This window comes from Pseudomonas sp. NFIX49, from assembly GCF_900115915.1.
GTDB classification, from domain to species: domain Bacteria; phylum Pseudomonadota; class Gammaproteobacteria; order Pseudomonadales; family Pseudomonadaceae; genus Aquipseudomonas; species Aquipseudomonas pharyngis.
Genome location: NZ_FOYE01000004.1, coordinates 88,755 through 108,635, shown reverse-complemented (window position 1 = coordinate 108,635; position 19,881 = coordinate 88,755). Strand labels below are relative to the sequence as shown.

Here is a 19,881-nt window from a genome sequence, read left to right as displayed (position 1 = left end):
CGGAAGACTCTTAATAACTAACGACTGGCATTGGTTTGTTGCACACCAATGGCCGGCGCAATCACTGCCGTTTCCGAGCGCGGCGTTTCTGCCGGCACCCAGTCATAACTCACAGGAAGGGCCCGATAGACCCAGTTGCTGATCGCGTCGCTGCCCGGTGCCTTGCCCAAATAAGGGCTGACGTATTCCCAGACGTTTTCACCACTGGCCGTCACCTGGAAAAACCGCCCGTTCATGCCTTCATCGATCAGCGTATTGCCGTTGGGCAAGCGCCGCGCGCTGCTGATGAACGAGCTGTAAAACGCCCACCCCGGCTGCTTTGAATTGGCGGCGCTGTACTGCCAGACGATTTCATTTTTCACCGGGTCGATCTCCAGCACCCGCGAACCGGAAATCAGCCCCAGCGTGACGTTCGGGTAACCCGCCGAACCCTGGTTGTCGAACACCAGCAGATTGCCCGCGCCGGGCAGTCCGGCGGGGATGATGTGCGCGTCATGCTGACCGACGAACTGGTCTACCGGGCGCGGAATTTTCTGCGCGGTTTTCGGATTGGCCAACGGCAGATTCGGCCCCAGGCGCCAGACCACCTTGCCGCTGTGTTTGTCGATGATCGCGATGAAGTTCGCGTTGCGCGAATCGATCAGCAGGTTGTCCGGATTGAAGCGCTTGTCGCCGGCATCGAACCACTTGTTCGGCCCGACCAGGCTGAGGTTGTTGATGTGCAGGTAATCCGGATTTTCACTGGCGCGAACCAGCTTCAACTGCTCGGCGGTGAAGCCGAATTCGTTCAAGTGATCCGACGCCAGCCACTGCCATTTCACCTCGCCGGCGGGGCTGACTTCATAGATCACATCGTCGATCACCTCGGGCACCTTGAAGCCTTTGACCTTGTGCACCTTGTTCGCCAGCACCACGGTGTTGCCGTTGCTCAGGCGACGCTGATCGTGATGCTGTTGCGCCGCCCCACCGGGGGCCTTGTCGCCCCACTGCCAGACGACTTTGCCATTCCAGTCCAGCTCGCCGACGCTCTGATTGCCGAGGCCATTGCCAGCGGAACCGAGCTTGCCCGGATCCTTTTCGCTCAGTTGCAACAACACATGGCCACGCTCGCCACCGACCAGTTGCGGGTCGATGATCGCCGACGGGAAACCCGACTGCGGCCAGCTCTTCACCTCGTTGCCGTTCATGTCGATCAGGTGCGTCTGCTTGTCGGCACCGCTGAAGATCACATACTGATTGAAGGCCTTGGCCGGGTCGTATCGGGTGACGCCGGTGGGATAAACGCTCGGCGCGGCGAGCGCCCCGGCACTGAGCACTGCGCCGGACAACAACACCGGTAAAGCGGTTTTGATGCGCAACATGATGCAGCTCCTTGAAGGATCGATCAGAAGTCGTAGCGACCGGTGACGCCGAGGGTGCGCGGCGTACCGAGCAGGCCTTCATAGCCTCCGTTGCCGCCGGTCCACAGGGTTGTGTAGTAGGTTTTGTCGAAGGCGTTTTTCAGCCACAGCGAGACGTCCCACTGACCCTGATTGAAATCGCCGCGCAGGCCGGTGGAGAGATTGACCACCGCGTAACTCGGGATCTGGCCGTAGTCGGAATCTTCGACCGTGCCCACCGCTTTGGAGCGGAACGCGTAGCTGCCGGTGACGTAAGGTTGCAGACCGTTATCCAGATTCCATTCGTACTTGCCGTTGGCGTTGCCGATCCATTTCGAGGCGCCGACCACCTGATGGCCGCTGAGGTCGCACGAGGCCGGAGCACCCGGTGCCTGGCTGACTTCAGGCGGGCACGGCGCGTCCTTGTAGGAGAGATAGCTGACGTCGTTGTACGAGCCGTTGAAGTTCAGCGTCAGGCCGCGCAGCGGGATCAAGGTGCTTTCGAATTCCACCCCGCGCGAGCGCACCGAGCCGGCGTTGGTCAGGTATTGCACACGGTTGACGTCGTCGTAGGCGTTGGTCTGGTAAGCGTTGACCTGAGTCCAGAACACGTTGGCGTTGAGCTGCAAACGGCGATCCCACAGCGTGCTCTTGAAGCCGAGTTCAGCGTTGTTGGCGCGCTCGGTGCCGATCAGCAGCGAGTCGGCGCCAGCGGTCGGGGCCGAGCCGACCACGAGGTTGACCCCACCGGATTTTTCGCCGTGAGACAAAGTGGCGTAGCCGAGCAGGTCATCGGTGAAGCGATAGCTGAGGTTGAGCAATCCGGACGGGCTGGAGCTGTACTGATTCAGGTCGCCGGAATCGTAGGCACCGGTGCGGCCGCGTCGCGCAGTGGCTGCGGCACCCGTGACAGCGGCGCCACCGACCGGCGCGTCACGATTGACCCAGGCGTTCTTCTCTTCATAGGTGCCACGCACCCCGGCGGTGAAATCCAGTCGCGGTGTCAGGTGCCAGGTGCCTTGGGCGAACAGCGCGAAGCTGTCGGTCTTGATGTGGCCACGACCGACGCTGTTGACGTTGGCCAGCGCACCCCGTGGCGTGCCGTTCCAGATGTCTGCCTGCGGGCCGTAATAGGCGAAGGATTTGTTGTCCAGATCCGAGCCGAAGTAATAAGCACCGAGGACGTAATCGAAGAACTCGCCCTTGGGCGACGCCAGACGAAATTCCTGGGAATACTGTTTGTCCTCCACCGACACCCCGGCGTTGTAGGTGGCCGGCACATTGAGGCCATCGTCGTTGCGCGGGGTGAAATTCCAGAAGCGGTAGGAGCTGACCGAGGTCAGGGTGAAGTCGCTCGGCAGGGTCCAGTTGGCCTCCACCGATGTGCCGCCCTGATGCACGGTGACGTGCTGGTCGTTGTCCAGATTGACCTTGCGGTGCGAGCCGTTGACCAGCGTCGCGCCGGCAGCGGCGGCGCGGGCCGAGTAGAGATTGACGCCATTGATGGTCGGCCCGGTGTTGTACAGCACGCGGGTGCCGGCGCTGGAATCCTCTTCGTTGTAGTCACCGATCCAGCGCAGGTTGAAATTCTCGTTGGGCTTGAACAGCAGTTGCGCCCGGAAGCCGTCGCGGGAGCCGCCGTTCAGATCATGGCCGTTGAATTCGTTCTTGATGTCACCGTCGCTGCGGGTGCGATAGGCAGAGATGCGTCCGGCCAACTGATCGTTGAGCGGCCCGGAAAGCGTGCCCTTGGTCTGGAAATAACCGTCCTCGCCGACCGACGTTTCGATGCTGCGCTCCGGGGTGAAACTCGGCGCGCGGGTGCTGATGTTGATCACGCCGGCGGTGGTGTTCTTGCCGAACAACGTCCCCTGCGGCCCGCGCAGGACTTCCAGCTGCTCGATGTCCATCAGATCGAACACCGCCATCCCCGGGCGACCCAGATAAACGTTGTCGATGTACAGCCCGACGCTGCCTTCCAGACCATCGCTGGCCGGGTTGTTGCCCAGGCCCCGGATCGACACGCTGGACTGGCGCGCATGCATGTAGGCGACGTTGACGCTGGGCACCAGTTGCTGCAGATCCTGAATCCGGTAGACCCGCTGCGTCTCCAGAGTCTGGCCGCTGACCACGCTCATGGGCGTCGGCACGTCCTGAGAACTTTCTTCGCGACGGCGGGTGGTAACGGTCACGGTTTCCAGTTGCGAAGTGGCGGTCGCGGTCTTGCCAGTCGGTGCCGGCGCGGGAGTTTCTGTCTCAGCGGCGTAGCCGTGGGTCCAACTGGCACTCCCCGCCAGCAACAGGGCCAGAGGCAGGCGTTTGAGCCGTCGTGGCGGCGGCGGTGAAGCGAGGTTCAACGGACTCATGGGACTGCTCCTGGTCAAAAAACACGCAGACATCTTCCGTGCCGCATATTCTTTTAAGTTATTTATTTATGTTTTTACAAAGATTTACTGCATAAGAGATTGCCTTTATAAGGAGTCGACCTAATGCATATCCAATGCATTTCCCGGATATTTTTTATGTGAAAAATGCATATCGACTTGCGCCAGCTCAGACACTTCATCGCCCTTGCCGAACAACGCAGCTTCGTCGCCGGCGCGCAGGCGGTGAACCTGTCGCAGTCGGCGTTCAGCCGCAGCATTCAGGCGCTGGAGCACAGCGTCGGTTGCCAGTTGGTGGATCGCGGACGCAAGGAATTACCGCCGACCAAACAGGGCCAGGTGCTGCTTGAACATGCGCGGCGGCTGGTCAGCGGTGCGCAGCAGATGGCCAACGAGATCAGCCAGTTCAACGGGCTGGAGGCCGGAGAGTTACGCTTCGGTTGCGGCCCGGCGCCGGCGGCGGGATTAATCCCGCGAGCGATCGGCAGCTTCATCGGCCGCTACCCGAAAGCGCGGGTGCATTACCAGGTCGATGACTGGCAGAGCCTGAGCAAAAGACTGCTGAGCGAGGAGTTCGAATTCTTCGTTGCCGATACTCGGCACTTCGAGGCAGATCCGGATTATCTGACCCACCGGTTGCGACCGCGCAAATGGCATTTCTGCTGCCGCGCCGGGCATCCGCTGGCCGCATCGGATCGGGTCACGGCCGAGCAATTGATGAGTTATCCACTGGCCGTCAGCATTCGTCCGCCAAACCTGCGCAAGGTCATCGTCGACCTCAGTGGCCGCCCGGATTTCGTCCCGAACGTAGAGTGCGAGAACAGCGCCAGCCTGCTCGGCGTGGTGCTGCGCTCCGATGCGATCGGCATCGTCGGTGCCTATTCGGATGCACTGCATCAAGCCCGGGGTGAGCTGGTGTGCTTGAAGGTCGAAGGGTTGGCGGATGATCTGGAGGAGCTTTACACCCGTTATGGAATCGTCAGCCGCGCCGGATATCGGTTGTCACCGTTGGCCGAGGCGATGATCGAGCAGATCAAGGCGATTGATGCGGTGGATGAAGAAGTGTGTTCACTGGCGAACCTCGCCGTCTGAGCCCATGCGTTTCATGCATGGCAAGCATTCCCCGAATGCACTTGCCGAACACCCTCGCCGAAAGCGAAAAACCTCGCCTGTCTTCCTGACTGGTGAACCCCATGTCCAACCCGCAAAACCCCGTGCGCAACGTGCTGTACATCATGTGCGATCAACTGCGCCGCGATTACCTGTCCTGCTACGGCCACCCGCACCTGCACACGCCAAACATCGATCGCCTGGCTGCGGCCGGCGTGCGCTTTAGCCGTGCCTACACCCAAGGCACGATTTGCGGACCGTCGCGGATGTCGGCCTACACCGGGCGCTATGTCAGCAGCCATCAGGTGGCGTGGAACGCCGTGCCGCTGCCGCTGGAAGAACTGACCATCGGCGATTACCTGAGACCCCACGGCATTCGTACTGCGCTGGTCGGCAAGACCCACGCCACGGCCAACGTGGATGCCTTGCAGCGGTTGGCGATCAACCCTGAAAGCGCCCAGGCCGAAGTGCTGAACGAGGTCGGCTTCGAGCCGTACTTTCGTCACGACGGCATCTTCCCCGACGACCCGCTGTTCGATGACAAGCGCGAATCCGCGCCCTACACCCATTACCTGCGCGAGCAGGGTTTCGAAGGGCGTAACCCCTGGCACGACTGGGCCAACGCGGCCGAAGGCGACAACGGCGAAATCCTCAGCGGCTGGAAAATGCGCAATGCCCATTTGCCGGCGCGAATTCCCGAGCAACATTCAGAGACTGTCTACACTACAAATCGAGCCATCGACTTCATCGGTGAGCAAGGTGAAAAACCGTGGTTTTTACACCTGTCCTATATCAAACCCCACTGGCCCTACATCGTACCGGCGCCGTACCACACTTTGTACAGTACGAAATCGATTCTCGAACCGGTACGTAATGCCTCTCCAAGCGACCACCCGGTCTATCAGGCCTTTCGCCAGCATGAGGAAAGCCTGAATTTCTCCAAAGATCCGGTACGACTGAACGTGGTCCCGACGTACATGGGCCTGGTCAAACAGGTCGATGATCAGTTGGGGCGGCTGTTCGATTTCCTGCAAAGCAACGGCCGCTGGGAGGACACGCTGATCGTGTTCACCAGCGATCACGGCGACTTCCTGGGCGATCACTGGCTGGGTGAGAAGGAGTTTTTGCTGGAGCAGGCGGTGGGCGTTCCATTGATCGTGCGCGACCCGCGTGCGGCGGCGGACATCACACGGGGCACGGTGGACGAACGCCTGGCGGAAACCATCGACGGCGTGCCGACCTTTCTCGAAGCGCTGGGCGTGACGGGGGCGGAGCATCGCCTGGAAGGTCGCTCGTTGATTCCACTGCTGCATGGTGAAAACCCTGACTGGCGCCGCTATGCGATCAGCGAATACGACTACGCCTTCCAGGCCCCGGCACGGGAGCGGCTGGGCCAGCCGATCGACCGTTGCCGCATGACCATGGTGCGCAGCGAGCGCTGGAAATACCTGGCGTATGACGGCTTCCGGCCGCAGCTTTTCGATCTGTTGAATGACCCGCAGGAGCTGCAGGATCTGGGCGCGGACCCGGCGTATGCGGCGGTGCGCGAGGAGCATGCGGGGTATCTGTTCGAGTGGGTGCGCGGGTTGAAGCGGCGCACGACGATCAGTCATCAGGAGATTGATTTGCGTGGGCAGCGGTTTCGTTATGGGGAGCCGGAGACCGAGAAGATGGTGCAGATCGGCGTTTGGTGACAGTGATCGCTCCCCCCGCCGAGGCACTGATCGTTCCCACGCTCCGCGTGGGAATGCCTCAATGGACGCTCTGCGTCCGCTTTGGGACGCGGAGCGTCCCGGGCTGCATTCCCACGCAGAGCGTGGGAACGATCATCTTCTGCTCTTACTCGCGCCCTTTGATGGTCTGGCTACGCTGCCCATTCGCCCCGACCGGCACTTCCCCTTTGAGCGTCACCCGACGCACCACCCGATCCTGAGTGCCGTAATCATCAATCGCATAATGCTGCGTCGAGCGGTTATCCCAGATCGCCACATCACCGGCCTTCCAGCGCCAGCGCACGACGTTCTCCTGGCGGATCACATGGCTCTGCAGCAAGCCGAACAGGTGCGCCGAATCGGCCTGGGAATAGCCCTTGATGCGTTTGACGAAATGCCCCAGCAGCAAGCTCTTTTCGCCGCTGATCGGGTGTACACGAACCACCGGATGTTCAGTCTCATAAACGGTCGAGGTGAAGATCTTGCGATAGCGCTCGAGCTTCTCCGCCGACACGTCCGGCTTCACGGCGGCGTAGTCGTATTCGTTGCTGTGCACGGCCACCAGTTTGTCCGCCAGCTCGCGCAACTCGGTCGGCAATTCGTTGTACGCGGTCGCGGTGTTCGCCCACAGCGTGTCGCCGCCGAACGCCGGGGCCACCACCGAGCGCAGAATCGAGGCTTTCGGGTAGGCATCGACGAAGGTCACGTCGGTGTGCCACGAGTTGGCGCGCTGCCCTTCGGCGCCGTCCAGCTCCAGCAGGTAACGGGTGCCCTCGCGGGACGGCACAGTCGGGTGCGCCACCGGCTCGCCGAGCAAATGCGCAAAGGCTTCCTGACGTTGATCGTCGAGCTGGGTCTGCTCGCGAAAGAACACCACCTTGTACTGGATCAGCGCCTGTTGAATGGCTTCAACCGTCGCGGCATCCAGCTCACCGGACAGCTGCACGCCACGGATTTCGGCGCCGATACGGCCGGCCACCGGATGGATGTCCAGCGTGTGGACAGCGGGTTTTACAGCGAGTGCGGCATTGCTCATGGGTAGACCCTCATCGACTGCTTGCGGTTGGACGGCAGCGAAACAACGCTCTATCTATATTCCATTTACATCTAATAGATATTCACATGCTTCGTTGACGGAATAAGAGCTTGCATTTAAAACCTCAAGCAACCTCGTCGCAAATGCCTTCGAGCTATTTTTAGGATGCCGGAAAAGCATATGGATCTTCGCCAGTTGCGCTACTTCATCGCCCTCAACGAACACCGCAGTTTTGTCCGCGCGGCCGACGCCATGGGCATCACTCAACCGGCGTTCAGCCGCAGCATTCAAGGGCTGGAGCAGGAGTTCGGCTGCGTGCTGGTGGATCGCGGCAACAAGGATCTGCGCCCCACGCCCGAAGGCCAGGTGGTGCTGCAACACGCCCTGACCCTGGTGCAAGGCGCGGCGTTGCTCAGCGCCGAGGTGACGCAGATGACCAAGCTCGACGCCGGCGAACTGCACTTCGGTTGCGGCCCGGCGCCAGCGGTGAAACTGGTGCCGGACGCGGTGGCGCAATTCATCAATGCGCACCCGAAAGTGCGCACCTGTTTTCAGGTGGATAACTGGGAAAAACTCAGCCGTGCCCTGAGCCGCGAAGAGATCGAATTCTTCATTGCCGACATCCGCCATTTCGAGTCCGACCCGAACTTCCAGACCCAGCCGCTGACGCCCAAGCGCGGGGTGTTTTTCTGCCGGCCGGGGCATCCGCTGCTGGCCAAGGAAAGCCTATCGACCAACGACATGTTCGACTACCCGCTGGCGACCACGCTGATCCCGCCAGGCATTCGCAAACTGCTGGCGAATCTCAGCGGACGGATCGACTTTTCGCCGACCATCGAGACCGAGCACTTTCCGGCGCTGGTGAAAGTGGTGCTGCAATCCAACGCGATCGGCGTCGGTACTGAAGAGGCGTTTGTCGAGGACATTGCCCAGGGCTCGCTGGCGCTGCTGCACTGGCGCAATCTGCCGCAGAACCTGGAGAGCATGAATGCGCGGTGCGGGATCGTCAGCCGCACGGGATTCCGGCTGTCACCGGCAGCGCGGGCGATGATCGAGACGTTGGTGGCGGTGGATAAACAGGAAATCAGCGTCGCGGTATGAGGGTCATTCCCACGCCTTGCGCGGGAATGACCGCATGACTCAGAGCTTCGCAGCCGCCAGCTCAGGCGCGACCCACTCGTTCACCTTGAACGGCTTGCGGATCAGCTTCTGCTGCGCAGCCAGATCCACCTTGCCCTGCAGGTTCTGAAGGAACAGCGGATCCAGTGTCGAAGGGAACACTTCGCTCAGGTTCTGATCCTTCAGATCCTGGGTCAGGATCACCGGCGGATAGCTCGCCAGCCCCGAGACGAGTTGCACATAGGCGTCCTTGTTGCTGTCTTGCGTCAACCAATCCACCGCCTGCTGCTGCGCCTTGAGCAGTTTTGCCACGGCTTCCGGATGCCCATCGACAAACTTGCCAGTCCCCACCAGCACCGACTGCACACTGCCGGCGCCACCGAGATCCTTGGTATTCAGAGGCAACTCGGCCAGGCCTTTGGCCTGCAACGCGGTCAGCCCGGAGCTGCCCCATGACGCATCGATCTGCTTCGCCGCCAGCGCCGCTACCGCTGCGTTGAAATCGAGGTTGATCACCTTCACGTCCTTCTCGCTCAAACCCACGCTGGCCAGCGCCGCATCGAACGACAACTGGGTCGCAGTGCCGCGGAAGATCGCTACGCGCTTGCCTTTGAGATCCTGCAGCGTCTTGATCCCCGAACCCGGCACCACGCCCAGGTATTGCTTCACGCCCCGGGCGCTGGCGCTGAGCAGACGCGTATCCAGACCGTTGGACTTGCCGATGATAGCCGCCAGATCTCCGAGATAGGCCAGGTCCACCTGGCCGTTGGCGAACGCTTCGTTGATCACAGGCCCGGCGCCTTTGAAGAAGCTCCACTGAATCTTGATGCCTTGATCGGCGAAGGCCTTTTCGAAGATTTGCTGATCGCGCAGCACGTCCACGATGCCCCCGCCGCTGTGCTGGGTACCGGCGCTCAGATCAGGCACGGCAATCCTGATTTCCTTGAGCTCGTCGGCCTGGGCAGAGAACGCCAGCAGCCCCGCCAGCGCCGGCGCGGCAAACATACTGATGACACGTTTGAAGGGAAGGTTCATGGGTGCGGCTCCTGATCACGGCGGGCATTGAGGAGCCGAAAGTAGGCACATTCCGTATCAACGTTTAAATACTTAAAAAGCACATTTTTATAGCTTTAAACGCTAAGCCAGAGTCCACAGGGCCTGTAGATCGATATGCATGCAGAGCATCGAAAATATTCTCCGAATGCATTGGATGCGTATGGGCTGGAGGCCTTAAATGGTCTGGCTTATCTCCCAATAGCATTGAATTGAATTTTTATATATCAAATTTGCATACCGCACTTCCATGAAGGCAGGCCTGCCTGCAACCCGACAACGGAGGTCACCATGGCCCGACAATCCCTGCTCAGCCTGCCGCTGCACGCACCACCGCTGAAAGCACTGCGCTCATGGCCAAGCCTTGGCCAGCGTGTGCTGCCGTGGCTGCTGCCCCTCTCCCTGTTCGCCCTGTGGTGGCTGGCGGCGCGCAATCAATGGATGAGCGAACAGATCCTGCCCGCGCCGTCACTGGTGTGGAGCAGCGCGATCGAATTGTCCCAGGGCGAGTTGTGGAGTCATTTGTGGATCAGCCTGCAACGGTTGTTCTGGGGACTGCTGGCGGGTGTTAGCGCCGGCGCAGTGCTCGGTGCGGCGCTGGGCTTCAGCCGCCGCCTCGAGCGCCTGATCTTCCCGACATTCGCCGGCCTGGCCCAGGTGCCGACGCTGGCGTGGATTCCGTTGTTCATGGTGTTTTTCGGCATCGGCGAAACGCTGAAACTGGTGGTGCTGGTCAAGGCCATCGTGGTTCCGGTGACCTTGCATACGCTGGTCGGCGTGCGCGATGCGCAACCCAAGCTGCGCGAAGCCGCCGCTGTTTTACGTTTGCCTCCACGACTGTTGATCCGCCGACTGGTGCTGCCCGCCGCGCTGCCAGCGTTCATGGCCGGCGTACGCCTGGCACTGGCCGCTGGCTGGACTTCGTTGCTCGCCGTCGAGCTGCTGGCCTCCAGCGAAGGCATCGGTTACCTGATGGTCTGGGCGCGACAGCTGTTCATGCTCGACATCGTCTTCGTGTGCATCGTGGTGATCGGCCTGATCGGCGTGGCGATGGATCGCGGCATCGGTCTGCTGGACAGAAAACTGGTGCACTGGCCGCACCCGGCCACGGCGGAAATTCGTCGCGGCCCACGCTACGAAGGCTGGCAGCGCGTGCAGCCATGGCTGCTGCCACTGGCGCTGTTTGCGTTGTGGCAATTGGCGGTCGACCAGCAATGGATCGATGCCAACATTCTGGTCAGCCCGTGGGTGGTGCTTGAGGCGACGAAAAACGGATTGCTCGACGGCACGTTGATCTCCGGCATGGCCCTGAGCCTGGGCCGCACCCTCGGCGGCTTGCTGATTGGCGGCGGCCTCGGCCTCGTGCTGGGTTTGTTGCTGGGTCTGTCGCGCACCAGCGAACGCGTGCTCGGCCCGACCCTCGCCGCCCTGCGCCAGATCGCGATTTTCGCCTGGGTGCCGCTGCTCACCGCGTGGTTCGGTCTGGGTGAACTGGCGAAATGGGTGTTCGTCGCCCTCGCCGCTTTCTTTCCGTTGTTTGTCGCAACTCAACGCAGCGTCGCCAACCTCTCACCGCAACTCAACGAAGCCGCGCAAGTGCTGCGCCTGAGCCTCACTCAGCGCCTGCGCCGACTGGTCCTGCCGGGCGCCGCGCCGGGGATTTTCGCCGGCCTGCGCCTGAGCCTGATCTACGCCTGGCTCGGCACCATCGGCGCCGAATATTTCATGCCGTCCAACGGCGGCATCGGCAGCCAGATGATCGGCGCCCAACAACTGCTGCGCATGGACCTGATCATGGCCGGGATGCTGCTGGTCGGCCTCACCGGCGCCCTGCTCAACCTCATTGGCCAACGCCTGGAAATCCGCGCCACCCGCTGGAGACACGCATGAACGCACCGATTGTCAGCTTCAACCATGTAGGCAAATCTTTTGACGTCGACGGTTTCGAACTGGAGGCGATTCGCGAATTCAACCTCGACATCGCCGAGGGCGAATTCGTCGCCATCGTCGGTTCCAGCGGCTGTGGCAAATCCACTTTGCTGCGTTTGCTGGTGGGCCTCGATACGCAGTTTCGCGGGCAGATCACAGTCGATGGCAAAGCCGTCAATGGCATTGGCGGCGAGCGCGGCATCGTGTTTCAGGAGCACCGTTTGTTCCCATGGCTGACGGTGGCCGACAACATCGGCCTGGGCCTGGTCAACGAGCCGCTGGCTGCCTCCGAGAAGCAGCAACGCATCAACGATTTCATCGAGCTGGTAGGCCTGCGCGATTTCACCCGCGCCTACCCGCATCAGCTCTCCGGCGGCATGGCCCAGCGCGTGGCGATTGCTCGCGGGCTGGTGGCAAGCCCACGGATCCTGCTGCTCGACGAACCCTTCGGCGCCCTCGACGCGCTCACCCGCCAGCAGATGCAGGACGAATTGCTGGCGATTCGCGAGCGGGCAAAGATCACCACGATTCTGGTCACCCACGATGTCGAGGAAGCGATTTTCCTCGCCGACCGCGTGGTGGTGATGGAACCGCGCCCCGGCCGGATCAAGCGGGTGGTGGACATCGCCCTGCCCCATCCGCGCCAGCGCAGCAGTTTCGACTTCCATCAGCTGCGCGAAGAACTGCTGCACGAGCTGACCAGTGACGATCATTACCAACCGAGCGCACCGGTACAGATCCGCGATCTGCCGCTGTCGTTCATTGCCTGCTGAACAGGAGCCTGTTGATGCCGCAACGTCCCAACTTTCTGGTGATCCTGGCCGATGATCTCGGCTTCTCTGACATCGGCGCGTTCGGCGGCGAAATCGCCACGCCGAACCTCGATGCCCTGGCCAACAATGGCCTGCGCCTGACCGATTTTCACACCGCACCGACCTGTTCGCCGACCCGCTCGATGCTGCTCACCGGCACCGATCACCACATCGCCGGCATCGGCACCATGGCCGAAGCGCTGACTCCGGATTTGATCGGCAAACCGGGTTACGAAGGCTATCTCAATGACCGTGTCGTCGCGCTGCCGGAGTTGCTGCGCGAGGCCGGTTACCAGACCTTGATGAGCGGCAAATGGCACTTGGGCCTGACCGCCGAACTGGCGCCCCACGCCCGAGGCTTCGAGCGTTCGTTCTCGCTGCTACCCGGCGCGGCGAACCACTACGGATTCGAACCCACCTACGATGAACACACGCCCGGCCTGCTGAAATCCACCCCGGCGCTGTACATCGAAGACGACACGTTCATTGACGAATTGCCCAAGGATTTCTATTCCTCCGACGCCTTCGGCGACAAGCTGTTGCAGTACCTCAAGGAGCGCGATCAGAGCCGGCCGTTCTTCGCGTACCTGCCGTTCTCCGCGCCGCACTGGCCGTTGCAGGCGCCCGCCGACATCGTCGAAAAATACCGTGGCCGCTACGACGCGGGCCCCGAAGTCTTGCGCCTCGAGCGTCTGGAAAAACTCAAGTCGCTGGGGCTGATCGAGCCGGATGTCGAACCGCATCCGCTGATCCAGCTGACCGCGCAATGGGACGCGCTGAGCGATGAACAAAAACGCATTTCCGCCCGGGCGATGGAAGTCTACGCCGCGATGGTCGAGCGCATGGACTGGAACATCGGCCGCGTCGTCGATTACCTGCGCCAGCAGGGCCAGCTCGACAACACCTTCATCCTGTTCATGTCCGACAACGGTGCCGAAGGTGCGCTGCTGGAAGCCTTTCCGAAATTCGGTCCGGAGCTGATGACGTATCTGAGCCAGCATTACGACAACAGCCTCGACAACATCGGCCGCGCCAATTCCTATGTCTGGTACGGGCCGAACTGGGCGCAGGTGGCGACCGCGCCGTCACGCCTGTTCAAGGCGTTCACCACCGAGGGCGGAATTCGCGTTCCGGCGCTGCTGCACTATCCGCAACTGCCGCTGAAGGGACAGATCAGCCATGGTTTCGGCACGGTGATGGACATCACGCCGACCATCCTCGATCTGGCCGGCGTGCGCCATCCGGGCAAGCAATGGCACGGCAAACCGGTGGCGCCGTTGCGCGGGAAATCGTGGCTGGGCTTTTTGTCCGGCGAGACAGCGCAGGTGCATGACGAACACACCGTTACCGGCTGGGAATTGTTCGGGCGCCGGGCGATTCGGCAGGGTCAGTGGAAGGCGGTGTGGATTCCCGGGCCGGTGGGGCCGGCGACCTGGCAGCTTTACGATCTGGGCAGTGATCCGGGGGAGATTCATGACCTGGCGTCGAGTCAGCCGCAAAGGCTTGAAGCGCTGATCGAGCATTGGCAGCGGTATGTGGAGGAGACCGGGGTGATTTTGAGTGAATCGCCGTTTCAGCCGGATTGAGGGCAGGATCAAAAGCCCCCTCATCGGAACGCCGCCCGCCCAGCCCTCCCGAAACGTCGGACCGCCCGGAGGGAGAGGGAGCTGACCGAGGTGTCTTTCGCTATACATCGACCTGAAAAAACCAGTCGACTATGGATTCAGAACAGTTCGTTCACGTCGGCGTACTTCCCCAATATCCCCCAATCAGTCCCCTCTCCCTCCGGGCGGTCCGACGTTTCGGGAGGGTTAGGGTGAGGGCTGGATCTCCAGCCGAAAACACAAAGTCAGTTCACCTCGATCGCCTTACCCGCCAACCCTTCATTCTCCTTGCGAACAAACCTGTTCGCCCGCCCAAACGTCCCGAAATCATTAAACCGAACCCCCATCTCCCGCATCACCTTATGCGCCACCGGCACCGTCAGCTGGCGAATGTAAAACGGCTCCTTCACCACAAAATGATGAATCCCGTGACTGCTGCCGAAGTTGAAGCAGAACGCCTGCAACGGCCACAGCCACCACGGGTTCAGCACCTGACATTGCTGCAGCACATTGCCCGGTTCCACATCCCCGTAGTAATGCATGTTGGAGCTGATGAAGTGCAGGCAAAACGTGCGCAACACGTTCGGGCCAATGATCACCACGGCGGCGATATCGATCACCTGCATCACTGAAAGCGTGGTCGCCGACCATTCAATCGGCGAGCCCATCAACGAGGCGATCCCGTTGGCGGCATGGAACCCGAGAAACACATACCACGCGCCCCAATGTACTAGCGCCAACGGTGCGTACACCTTCAGCGTGCGCTTGATGATGCTGAACTTGTGCGTCCAGGTCTTGGCCCGCAGCATGCGGATGAACGCTGACATCACGTTGTCCCCGACCATCAGCAACCGCGCAAAACCCCAGGGTTCGCCGTTGGTGATTGCCCGTTCTTCCATGTCGGTTTCAGTGCCGGACACCTTGTGATGATTGAGGTGCAGATGGCGGCGAATCCACGGGTTGATCGTGCTCGGCCGCGCCAGCCACACCAGGCCCATCATCAGGTTGTGCGGCACGCGCTGTTTGCGGAAATACATGCTGTGAATCAGGTCATGCTCAAGTTCGTGGGTCAGCGAAGCGAAAAACGCGTTGAGCAACAGGCACGCCCACCACGCCATGTGCCCGGTGATATAGAGCGCCGCCGAACCGATCATCCCGGCCAGGGCAAACGCCAGAATCCCCGCGCCGAGGGCGTCCTGATGCTTGAGAATCGGGTAGCGCTCGCGCAGCTCGACGCCTTTGGCCAGCACCACTTCGCGAATATGCGCTGATCGCTGGGCAGCATTGTGTCGCTGGGGACTTGCAGAAGTACGGTCCATGCTTCCATCCTCTGGTTATTGATGTTCGCATCCTGCCCCGCGCGGACTCCAAACGCGGTAGCCGAGAACGCCAACCTGTTGACCGGAAGCGCCAATCAGCATGAAGGAACCGACTTCTCTCGCCAGCTGGACCCGCGCCCTGCGCAAGCAACTCGACGCGCTGGGGCTGGACAGCACTGCCCTGTGCCGGCAGGCCGGGCTCGATCCGCAACTGATGGACGACCCGAACGCCCGCTATCCGTTGTCCGCCACCACACGCCTGTGGGAAATCGCGGTGCAGGTCAGCGGCGATCCGGCAATCGGCTTGCGGGTGTCGCGGTTCGTCAGCCCCACGACCTTTCACGCACTGGGCTATGCGTTAGTGGCCAGCGGCAGCCTGCGGGAAGTGTTCGAGCGGATCGTGCGTTATCACCAGGTGGTCAGCGACGCGCTGGAACTGGAGCTGACCCGCACCGAGGACCGCTACCGCTTTCGCCTGAAAATCCCGACCGGCAATCCGGCGCCCGCCTTCGAAGCCATCGACGCCTTTGCCGCCATCTACGTACGCACCTGCCGCAATCGCCTGGGCCGCGACTACGCGCCACTGGCGGTGTACCTGCGTCGCCCGGAACCGGTCGATGCGCATCAATGGCACAAGGTGTTCCGCTCGCCGGTGCACTTTTGCGCCGAAGAAGACCGGATCGAATTCGCCCTCACCGACTTCGACAGCCACCTGGACGACGCCAACCCGGAACTGGCCGAGCACAACGAAGCGGTGCTCAAACGCACCCTCGCCCAGCTCAAACCGCTGACCTGGGAGCGCAAGGTGCGCGACGCCATCGAAGAACAACTGCCCGAAGGCGAACCCAGCGCCGAACGCATCGCCCAAGCCCTGCACCTGAGCCTGCGCAGCCTGCAACGGCATCTGGCAGACGAGGGTTGTCGCTTCGACACCCTGCTGAATGAAAGCCGCGAAAACCTCGCGCTGCTGCACCTGCGCGATCCGCAATGCTCGCTGAGCGAGGTCAGTTACCTGTTGGGATTTGCCGACACCAGCAGCTTCAGCCGCGCGTTCAAACGCTGGACGGGGATGACGCCGGGGCAGTTTCGGGATCAGTTGCGCTGAGCGCAAATGGGTCGCTCAACCCTTGGTCAGACTGCGCTCAATCCCGGATTCCCACTGCTCGATCATTGCCGTACCTACCTCGGCGAACGCCTGATGGGTTCGGCAATGCTCAAGCATTTCCGCCATCGCCGTCTGCATGCCATGAACAACCTGCTGCAGTAGTTCATTGCACCGGCCTTCAGTGAGATTGCACGCCGTACGGCCGAAGCGCATCAGCGCCTTGTACTTGGGCCATGCCTTCGACCCGCCCAACAGCAAGGCCAGGCTGTCGTTCCTGATGTAAACCGATGTGGTGATGATGTCGTAAGCCGGGGCTAGCCGGATCGAAGCCTGCGCGCCGCAATGGTCATACAGCACACCGAAGTTCTTCAGATGCGCATCGCCGTTTTTCAGTCCCGCTGACAGCGCCACGATCTTGAAAAAAGCTTCCAGCGCCTGACTCAACAGCGCAGGAGAAACAAAGGCTTTGATCTGTCGGGCAGCGCCTTCGTAAGAACCATCGTATTTGGCTCTGGAAGGCCAGCCATTGAGTACGCAAAAGTCCTCGAAACCCAGATAGCCATGCTCAGTCAGGTCAAAACGCTCGACCACCAGAAACTTGCCCTGCTCACTCAATTCAAACTTTGGCACTTCAAGTCCGCTAAGCGCTGCGGCGCGCATACAGAAGTATTCGTTGGTCGCCAGCTCAGGAAACTCTTCGGGACGGAAGGCTTTGACCAGATGTGTGGAGCCTCGGTGAATCGGGTAAAGAGCGGCTGTCACACCATCGCGTACCAACACCTTAGGCTGCACGCCTGAAACACCGGAATACTGGCCATGTTTGTGCAACAGATTGTCAAACAAGCCATGAACGCCGTCATGTATCAAAAGATCGGACAATAACGTTTCGGGCTGATGATCTGTGACCGATTCGCAGGCTACTGCCAGCCGTCCTAGCTGACTTGAACCCACTATTGCCAGCAACGCAAAAGCATCGAAGTCACGAACTGCTTCGCCGAAGCGTCGAATCAATTCATCGCGCAATACCCCTTCTGGCAAATTCATCTCGAAAATCGGATGAACACCTCGCTCCCAGCCGTAGTTTTCCATCCGAGCTGACATCGTTAGCGAAACAGCATTCTCAGCGTTCACGCCCTCACAGTATCTGAACACGCTCTCCATGCCGGACTGCCCACGAACGAGTGTCCCTACGGAGCTACCGGCGACGGTGATTTCCAAACTCCGAATCAAATCAATCATGAGAATTCACCCTCCTCGGTACCTCAAGAGGGAAACCAAGCTCAAAAACTGTTCCCTCAACTTCACTACTCACCCGCACCCGCCCACCATGCAATTGCATGATCGACTGCACGATCGCCAGTCCTAGGCCGCCGGAATCTCCCGGCTCCGCGCGGGACGGGTCGACGCGGTAGAAGCGGTCGAACAGTTTGCCCAGATGTTCATCCGCGATAACCGGACCGAGGTTGTGGACCTGCAGCCAGCACATGCCTGGCTCATCGCGCCGGCGCAGGCTGATGACCGAGCCGGCGTCGGCATGACGTACGGCGTTGGCCAACAGGTTGCCCAAGGCGCGTTGCAGCAGTTGCTGATCCGCCAGCAATTCTCCGCTGAGCGTGTTTTCCAGGCGGATTTCACGGTCATCCGCCAGGGCTTCGAAGTAGTCGCACAACTCTTCGCCGATTTCGTGCAGTTCCAGCGTGCGCAGATCGAGCGCTCGCTCGGCTTGCTCGGCGCGGGCGAGAAACATCAGGTTTTCGGCCATGCGTTTGAGCCGTTCGAACTCTTCCATGTTCGACGCCAGCACTTCCTGATACTCGGTGCTGCTGCGCGGGTAATTCAGTGCCTGGCCGTTGCTGGCGAGCAAGGTGTGCAACGGCGTGCGGATTTCGTGGGCGAGGTCGGCGGAAAACTGTGAGAGGCGCTGGAAGCCGTCGTCCAGCCGCACCAGCATGCTATTCAGCGCGTGCACCGGCTCCAGCAATTCCGCCGGCGTGCCGGCGGTGGGAACGCGTTGGTCGAGGCTGCGCAGGTCGATGCCGCGCAGCGCTTCACTCAGCTTGCGCAGAGGGCGCAAGCCTCGGCGCAACAGCACCAGACCCAAGGTGAAGGCAAGCAAGGCGCCAAGGCCGACGGCCAGATACAAGCGCAGGCGATAGCTGCCGAGCATCTGTTCGCGCTCGCTCAGCACCTTGCCGGCAATCACGGTCAGCGCTTCGCCGTTCGGCCCTTGGGCCTGACCTGACAGCAGGGCCAGCTCGACACCGTCCGCCGCCTGCCAGGTCAGCACATCACGGCGTTGCGGCGGCTGATCCCGGGGGATGGCCTGCACGGGCGGCAGTGCGCGCTGGCGAGGGTTGATCGTGATCACATTCGAGCCGTCCGCGCGTTGCACCAGCAGCAGACTGTCGAGGTTGCCCAGCATGTTCTGGTACAGCCGTGGCCGCGCCTGCAGGGCGTCGAGGCTGTCGCTGTCGGCGAGCAGCGCGCGCACCTGTTCCAGACGACCGAGTAACGCCATGTCGTCGCGCCAGGCGATTTCCGAGGCCAGCGAGCGATACAGGAACACGCCAATCGCGCTGAGTACCAGCGCACAGACAGCAGCGAACGCCAGGGCCAGGCGCCAGGCGATGGATCTAGCGCGCATCGTCGGGCGCTTCGAGTTGATAGCCGACCCCGCGCACGGTGTGGATCAGTTTGGGCATGTATGGATCATCGACTTTCGAACGCAGCCGACGCACCGCGACTTCGACCATGTTGGTATCGCTGTCGAAATTCAGGTTCCACACCTGCGAAGCGATCAGCGTGCGCGACAGCACTTCACCCTGACGGCTGGCGAGCAGATGCAGCAGGGCGAATTCCTTGTTGGTCAGGGCGATGCGCTGGCCGCCCCGGCTGACCCGGCGGCGCAGCACGTCGATTTCCAGGTCGGCGATGCTGTACGACTCGGCCTCGCGCATCGGCCCGCGCCGCAACAACGTGCGCACCCGCGCGAGCAATTCGGCGAAGGCGAACGGCTTGAGCAAATAGTCATCGGCCCCCAGTTCGAGGCCGCGCACGCGGTCTTCGATGGCGTCCTTCGCCGTCAGGAACAGCACCGGCGTGGCGCCGCGCTGGCGGATCAGCTGCAGCAGTTGCCAGCCGTTGAGGCCCGGCAGCATCACGTCGAGGATGATCAGGTCATATTCCTGCTGCTCAATAAAGTAGCGACCGTCGAGGCCATTCAGCGCCACGTCCACGGCAAAACCCGACTCACCCAGCCCTTTGGCGATGAAGTTCGCGGTTTTGGCTTCATCTTCTACGACCAGCAAACGCATGGCAC

15 protein-coding genes are annotated in these 19,881 nt (G+C 61.4%); 7 read left to right on the top strand and 8 right to left on the bottom strand.

From position 1 onward, the window contains the following. Nucleotides 1-17: 17 nt before the first annotated feature. Together BMZ46_RS12405 and BMZ46_RS12400 are read right to left on the bottom strand one after the other, a co-directional pair. A complete protein-coding gene (locus BMZ46_RS12405) occupies nt 18-1,361 on the bottom strand; it encodes an aryl-sulfate sulfotransferase (protein ID WP_074689408.1) in 1,344 nt (447 codons plus the stop codon). 23 nt (nt 1,362-1,384) lie between these two features. Further along, nucleotides 1,385-3,745 carry a TonB-dependent receptor gene (locus tag BMZ46_RS12400; RefSeq protein ID WP_074689406.1) on the bottom strand — a complete coding sequence of 787 codons (2,361 nt, stop codon included), beginning with the start codon at nt 3,743-3,745 and terminating at the stop codon, nt 1,385-1,387. Nucleotides 3,746-3,910: 165 nt separating this feature from the next. Here BMZ46_RS12400 and BMZ46_RS12395 point away from each other — a divergent pair, with 165 nt between their 5' ends. Beyond that, nucleotides 3,911-4,855, top strand: coding sequence for a LysR family transcriptional regulator (locus BMZ46_RS12395; protein ID WP_039764502.1), 945 nt, complete (start codon nt 3,911-3,913; stop codon nt 4,853-4,855). 101 nt (nt 4,856-4,956) lie between these two features. Further along, on the top strand, nt 4,957-6,567 hold the full coding sequence (locus BMZ46_RS12390; RefSeq protein ID WP_074689404.1) for an alkaline phosphatase family protein: 1,611 nt from the start codon (nt 4,957-4,959) through the stop codon (nt 6,565-6,567). A gap of 145 nt (nt 6,568-6,712) precedes the next feature. On the opposite strand, the gene BMZ46_RS12385 is transcribed toward BMZ46_RS12390, so the two are convergent. After that, nucleotides 6,713-7,621, bottom strand: a complete 909-nt coding sequence (locus BMZ46_RS12385; protein WP_074689402.1) for a TauD/TfdA dioxygenase family protein — start codon at nt 7,619-7,621, stop codon at nt 6,713-6,715. Between the two features lie 180 nt (nt 7,622-7,801). Between BMZ46_RS12385 and BMZ46_RS12380 the strand changes: the two genes are divergently transcribed. Next, the gene (locus BMZ46_RS12380; protein WP_039764497.1) at nt 7,802-8,722 is read left to right on the top strand and encodes a LysR family transcriptional regulator; all 921 of its coding nucleotides are present in this window, start codon (nt 7,802-7,804) and stop codon (nt 8,720-8,722) included. Between the two features lie 39 nt (nt 8,723-8,761). Here the strand turns inward: BMZ46_RS12380 and BMZ46_RS12375 are convergent, their stop codons facing one another. Next, nucleotides 8,762-9,775 carry an ABC transporter substrate-binding protein gene (locus BMZ46_RS12375; RefSeq protein WP_074689400.1) on the bottom strand — a complete coding sequence of 338 codons (1,014 nt, stop codon included), beginning with the start codon at nt 9,773-9,775 and terminating at the stop codon, nt 8,762-8,764. 309 nt (nt 9,776-10,084) lie between these two features. On the opposite strand from BMZ46_RS12375, the gene BMZ46_RS12370 reads away from it, so the two are divergent. From BMZ46_RS12370 to BMZ46_RS12360, 3 genes are read left to right on the top strand one after another with little or no spacing between them, the layout of a single operon-like run. Next, entirely contained in the window at nt 10,085-11,683 is a 1,599-nt protein-coding gene (locus tag BMZ46_RS12370; protein WP_074689399.1) for an ABC transporter permease, read from the top strand. Further along, on the top strand, nt 11,680-12,495 hold the full coding sequence (locus BMZ46_RS12365; protein ID WP_074689397.1) for an ABC transporter ATP-binding protein: 816 nt from the start codon (nt 11,680-11,682) through the stop codon (nt 12,493-12,495). Before BMZ46_RS12370 ends, BMZ46_RS12365 begins: the two co-directional genes overlap by 4 nt. 14 nt (nt 12,496-12,509) lie before the next feature. After that, nucleotides 12,510-14,120: an arylsulfatase gene (locus BMZ46_RS12360; protein WP_074689395.1), complete on the top strand. Its 1,611-nt coding sequence runs from the start codon at nt 12,510-12,512 to the stop codon at nt 14,118-14,120. Between the two features lie 263 nt (nt 14,121-14,383). Here BMZ46_RS12360 and BMZ46_RS12355 read toward each other — a convergent pair whose 3' ends face one another. After that, a complete protein-coding gene (locus tag BMZ46_RS12355) occupies nt 14,384-15,457 on the bottom strand; it encodes a fatty acid desaturase (RefSeq protein ID WP_074689393.1) in 1,074 nt (357 codons plus the stop codon). Between the two features lie 100 nt (nt 15,458-15,557). Between BMZ46_RS12355 and BMZ46_RS12350 the strand changes: the two genes are divergently transcribed. After that, a complete protein-coding gene (locus BMZ46_RS12350; protein WP_074689391.1) occupies nt 15,558-16,562 on the top strand; it encodes an AraC family transcriptional regulator in 1,005 nt (334 codons plus the stop codon). A gap of 15 nt (nt 16,563-16,577) precedes the next feature. Here the strand turns inward: BMZ46_RS12350 and BMZ46_RS12345 are convergent, their stop codons facing one another. Genes BMZ46_RS12345 through BMZ46_RS12335 form a run of 3 tightly spaced genes read right to left on the bottom strand, consistent with a single transcriptional unit; the run spans nt 16,578 to nt 19,876 of the window. Further along, nucleotides 16,578-17,801: a type II toxin-antitoxin system HipA family toxin gene (locus BMZ46_RS12345; RefSeq protein WP_074689389.1), complete on the bottom strand. Its 1,224-nt coding sequence runs from the start codon at nt 17,799-17,801 to the stop codon at nt 16,578-16,580. After that, a complete protein-coding gene (locus BMZ46_RS12340; RefSeq protein ID WP_074689387.1) occupies nt 17,794-19,206 on the bottom strand; it encodes a heavy metal sensor histidine kinase in 1,413 nt (470 codons plus the stop codon). The genes BMZ46_RS12345 and BMZ46_RS12340 overlap by 8 nt, the downstream gene beginning before the upstream one ends. Further along, nucleotides 19,196-19,876: a heavy metal response regulator transcription factor gene (locus tag BMZ46_RS12335; RefSeq protein ID WP_039772967.1), complete on the bottom strand. Its 681-nt coding sequence runs from the start codon at nt 19,874-19,876 to the stop codon at nt 19,196-19,198. Before BMZ46_RS12335 ends, BMZ46_RS12340 begins: the two co-directional genes overlap by 11 nt. Between the last annotated feature and the right edge of the window lie 5 nt (nt 19,877-19,881).

Coding starts and splice junctions, on each gene's coding strand:
- BMZ46_RS12405 (WP_074689408.1), bottom strand. CDS start 1,361: ATGTTGCGCATCAAAACCGCTTTACCGGTGTTGTTGTCCGGCGCAGTG.
- BMZ46_RS12400 (WP_074689406.1), bottom strand. CDS start 3,745: ATGAGTCCGTTGAACCTCGCTTCACCGCCGCCGCCACGACGGCTCAAA.
- BMZ46_RS12395 (WP_039764502.1), top strand. CDS start 3,911: ATGCATATCGACTTGCGCCAGCTCAGACACTTCATCGCCCTTGCCGAA.
- BMZ46_RS12390 (WP_074689404.1), top strand. CDS start 4,957: ATGTCCAACCCGCAAAACCCCGTGCGCAACGTGCTGTACATCATGTGC.
- BMZ46_RS12385 (WP_074689402.1), bottom strand. CDS start 7,621: ATGAGCAATGCCGCACTCGCTGTAAAACCCGCTGTCCACACGCTGGAC.
- BMZ46_RS12380 (WP_039764497.1), top strand. CDS start 7,802: ATGGATCTTCGCCAGTTGCGCTACTTCATCGCCCTCAACGAACACCGC.
- BMZ46_RS12375 (WP_074689400.1), bottom strand. CDS start 9,775: ATGAACCTTCCCTTCAAACGTGTCATCAGTATGTTTGCCGCGCCGGCG.
- BMZ46_RS12370 (WP_074689399.1), top strand. CDS start 10,085: ATGGCCCGACAATCCCTGCTCAGCCTGCCGCTGCACGCACCACCGCTG.
- BMZ46_RS12365 (WP_074689397.1), top strand. CDS start 11,680: ATGAACGCACCGATTGTCAGCTTCAACCATGTAGGCAAATCTTTTGAC.
- BMZ46_RS12360 (WP_074689395.1), top strand. CDS start 12,510: ATGCCGCAACGTCCCAACTTTCTGGTGATCCTGGCCGATGATCTCGGC.
- BMZ46_RS12355 (WP_074689393.1), bottom strand. CDS start 15,457: ATGGACCGTACTTCTGCAAGTCCCCAGCGACACAATGCTGCCCAGCGA.
- BMZ46_RS12350 (WP_074689391.1), top strand. CDS start 15,558: ATGAAGGAACCGACTTCTCTCGCCAGCTGGACCCGCGCCCTGCGCAAG.
- BMZ46_RS12345 (WP_074689389.1), bottom strand. CDS start 17,801: ATGATTGATTTGATTCGGAGTTTGGAAATCACCGTCGCCGGTAGCTCC.
- BMZ46_RS12340 (WP_074689387.1), bottom strand. CDS start 19,206: ATGCGCGCTAGATCCATCGCCTGGCGCCTGGCCCTGGCGTTCGCTGCT.
- BMZ46_RS12335 (WP_039772967.1), bottom strand. CDS start 19,876: ATGCGTTTGCTGGTCGTAGAAGATGAAGCCAAAACCGCGAACTTCATC.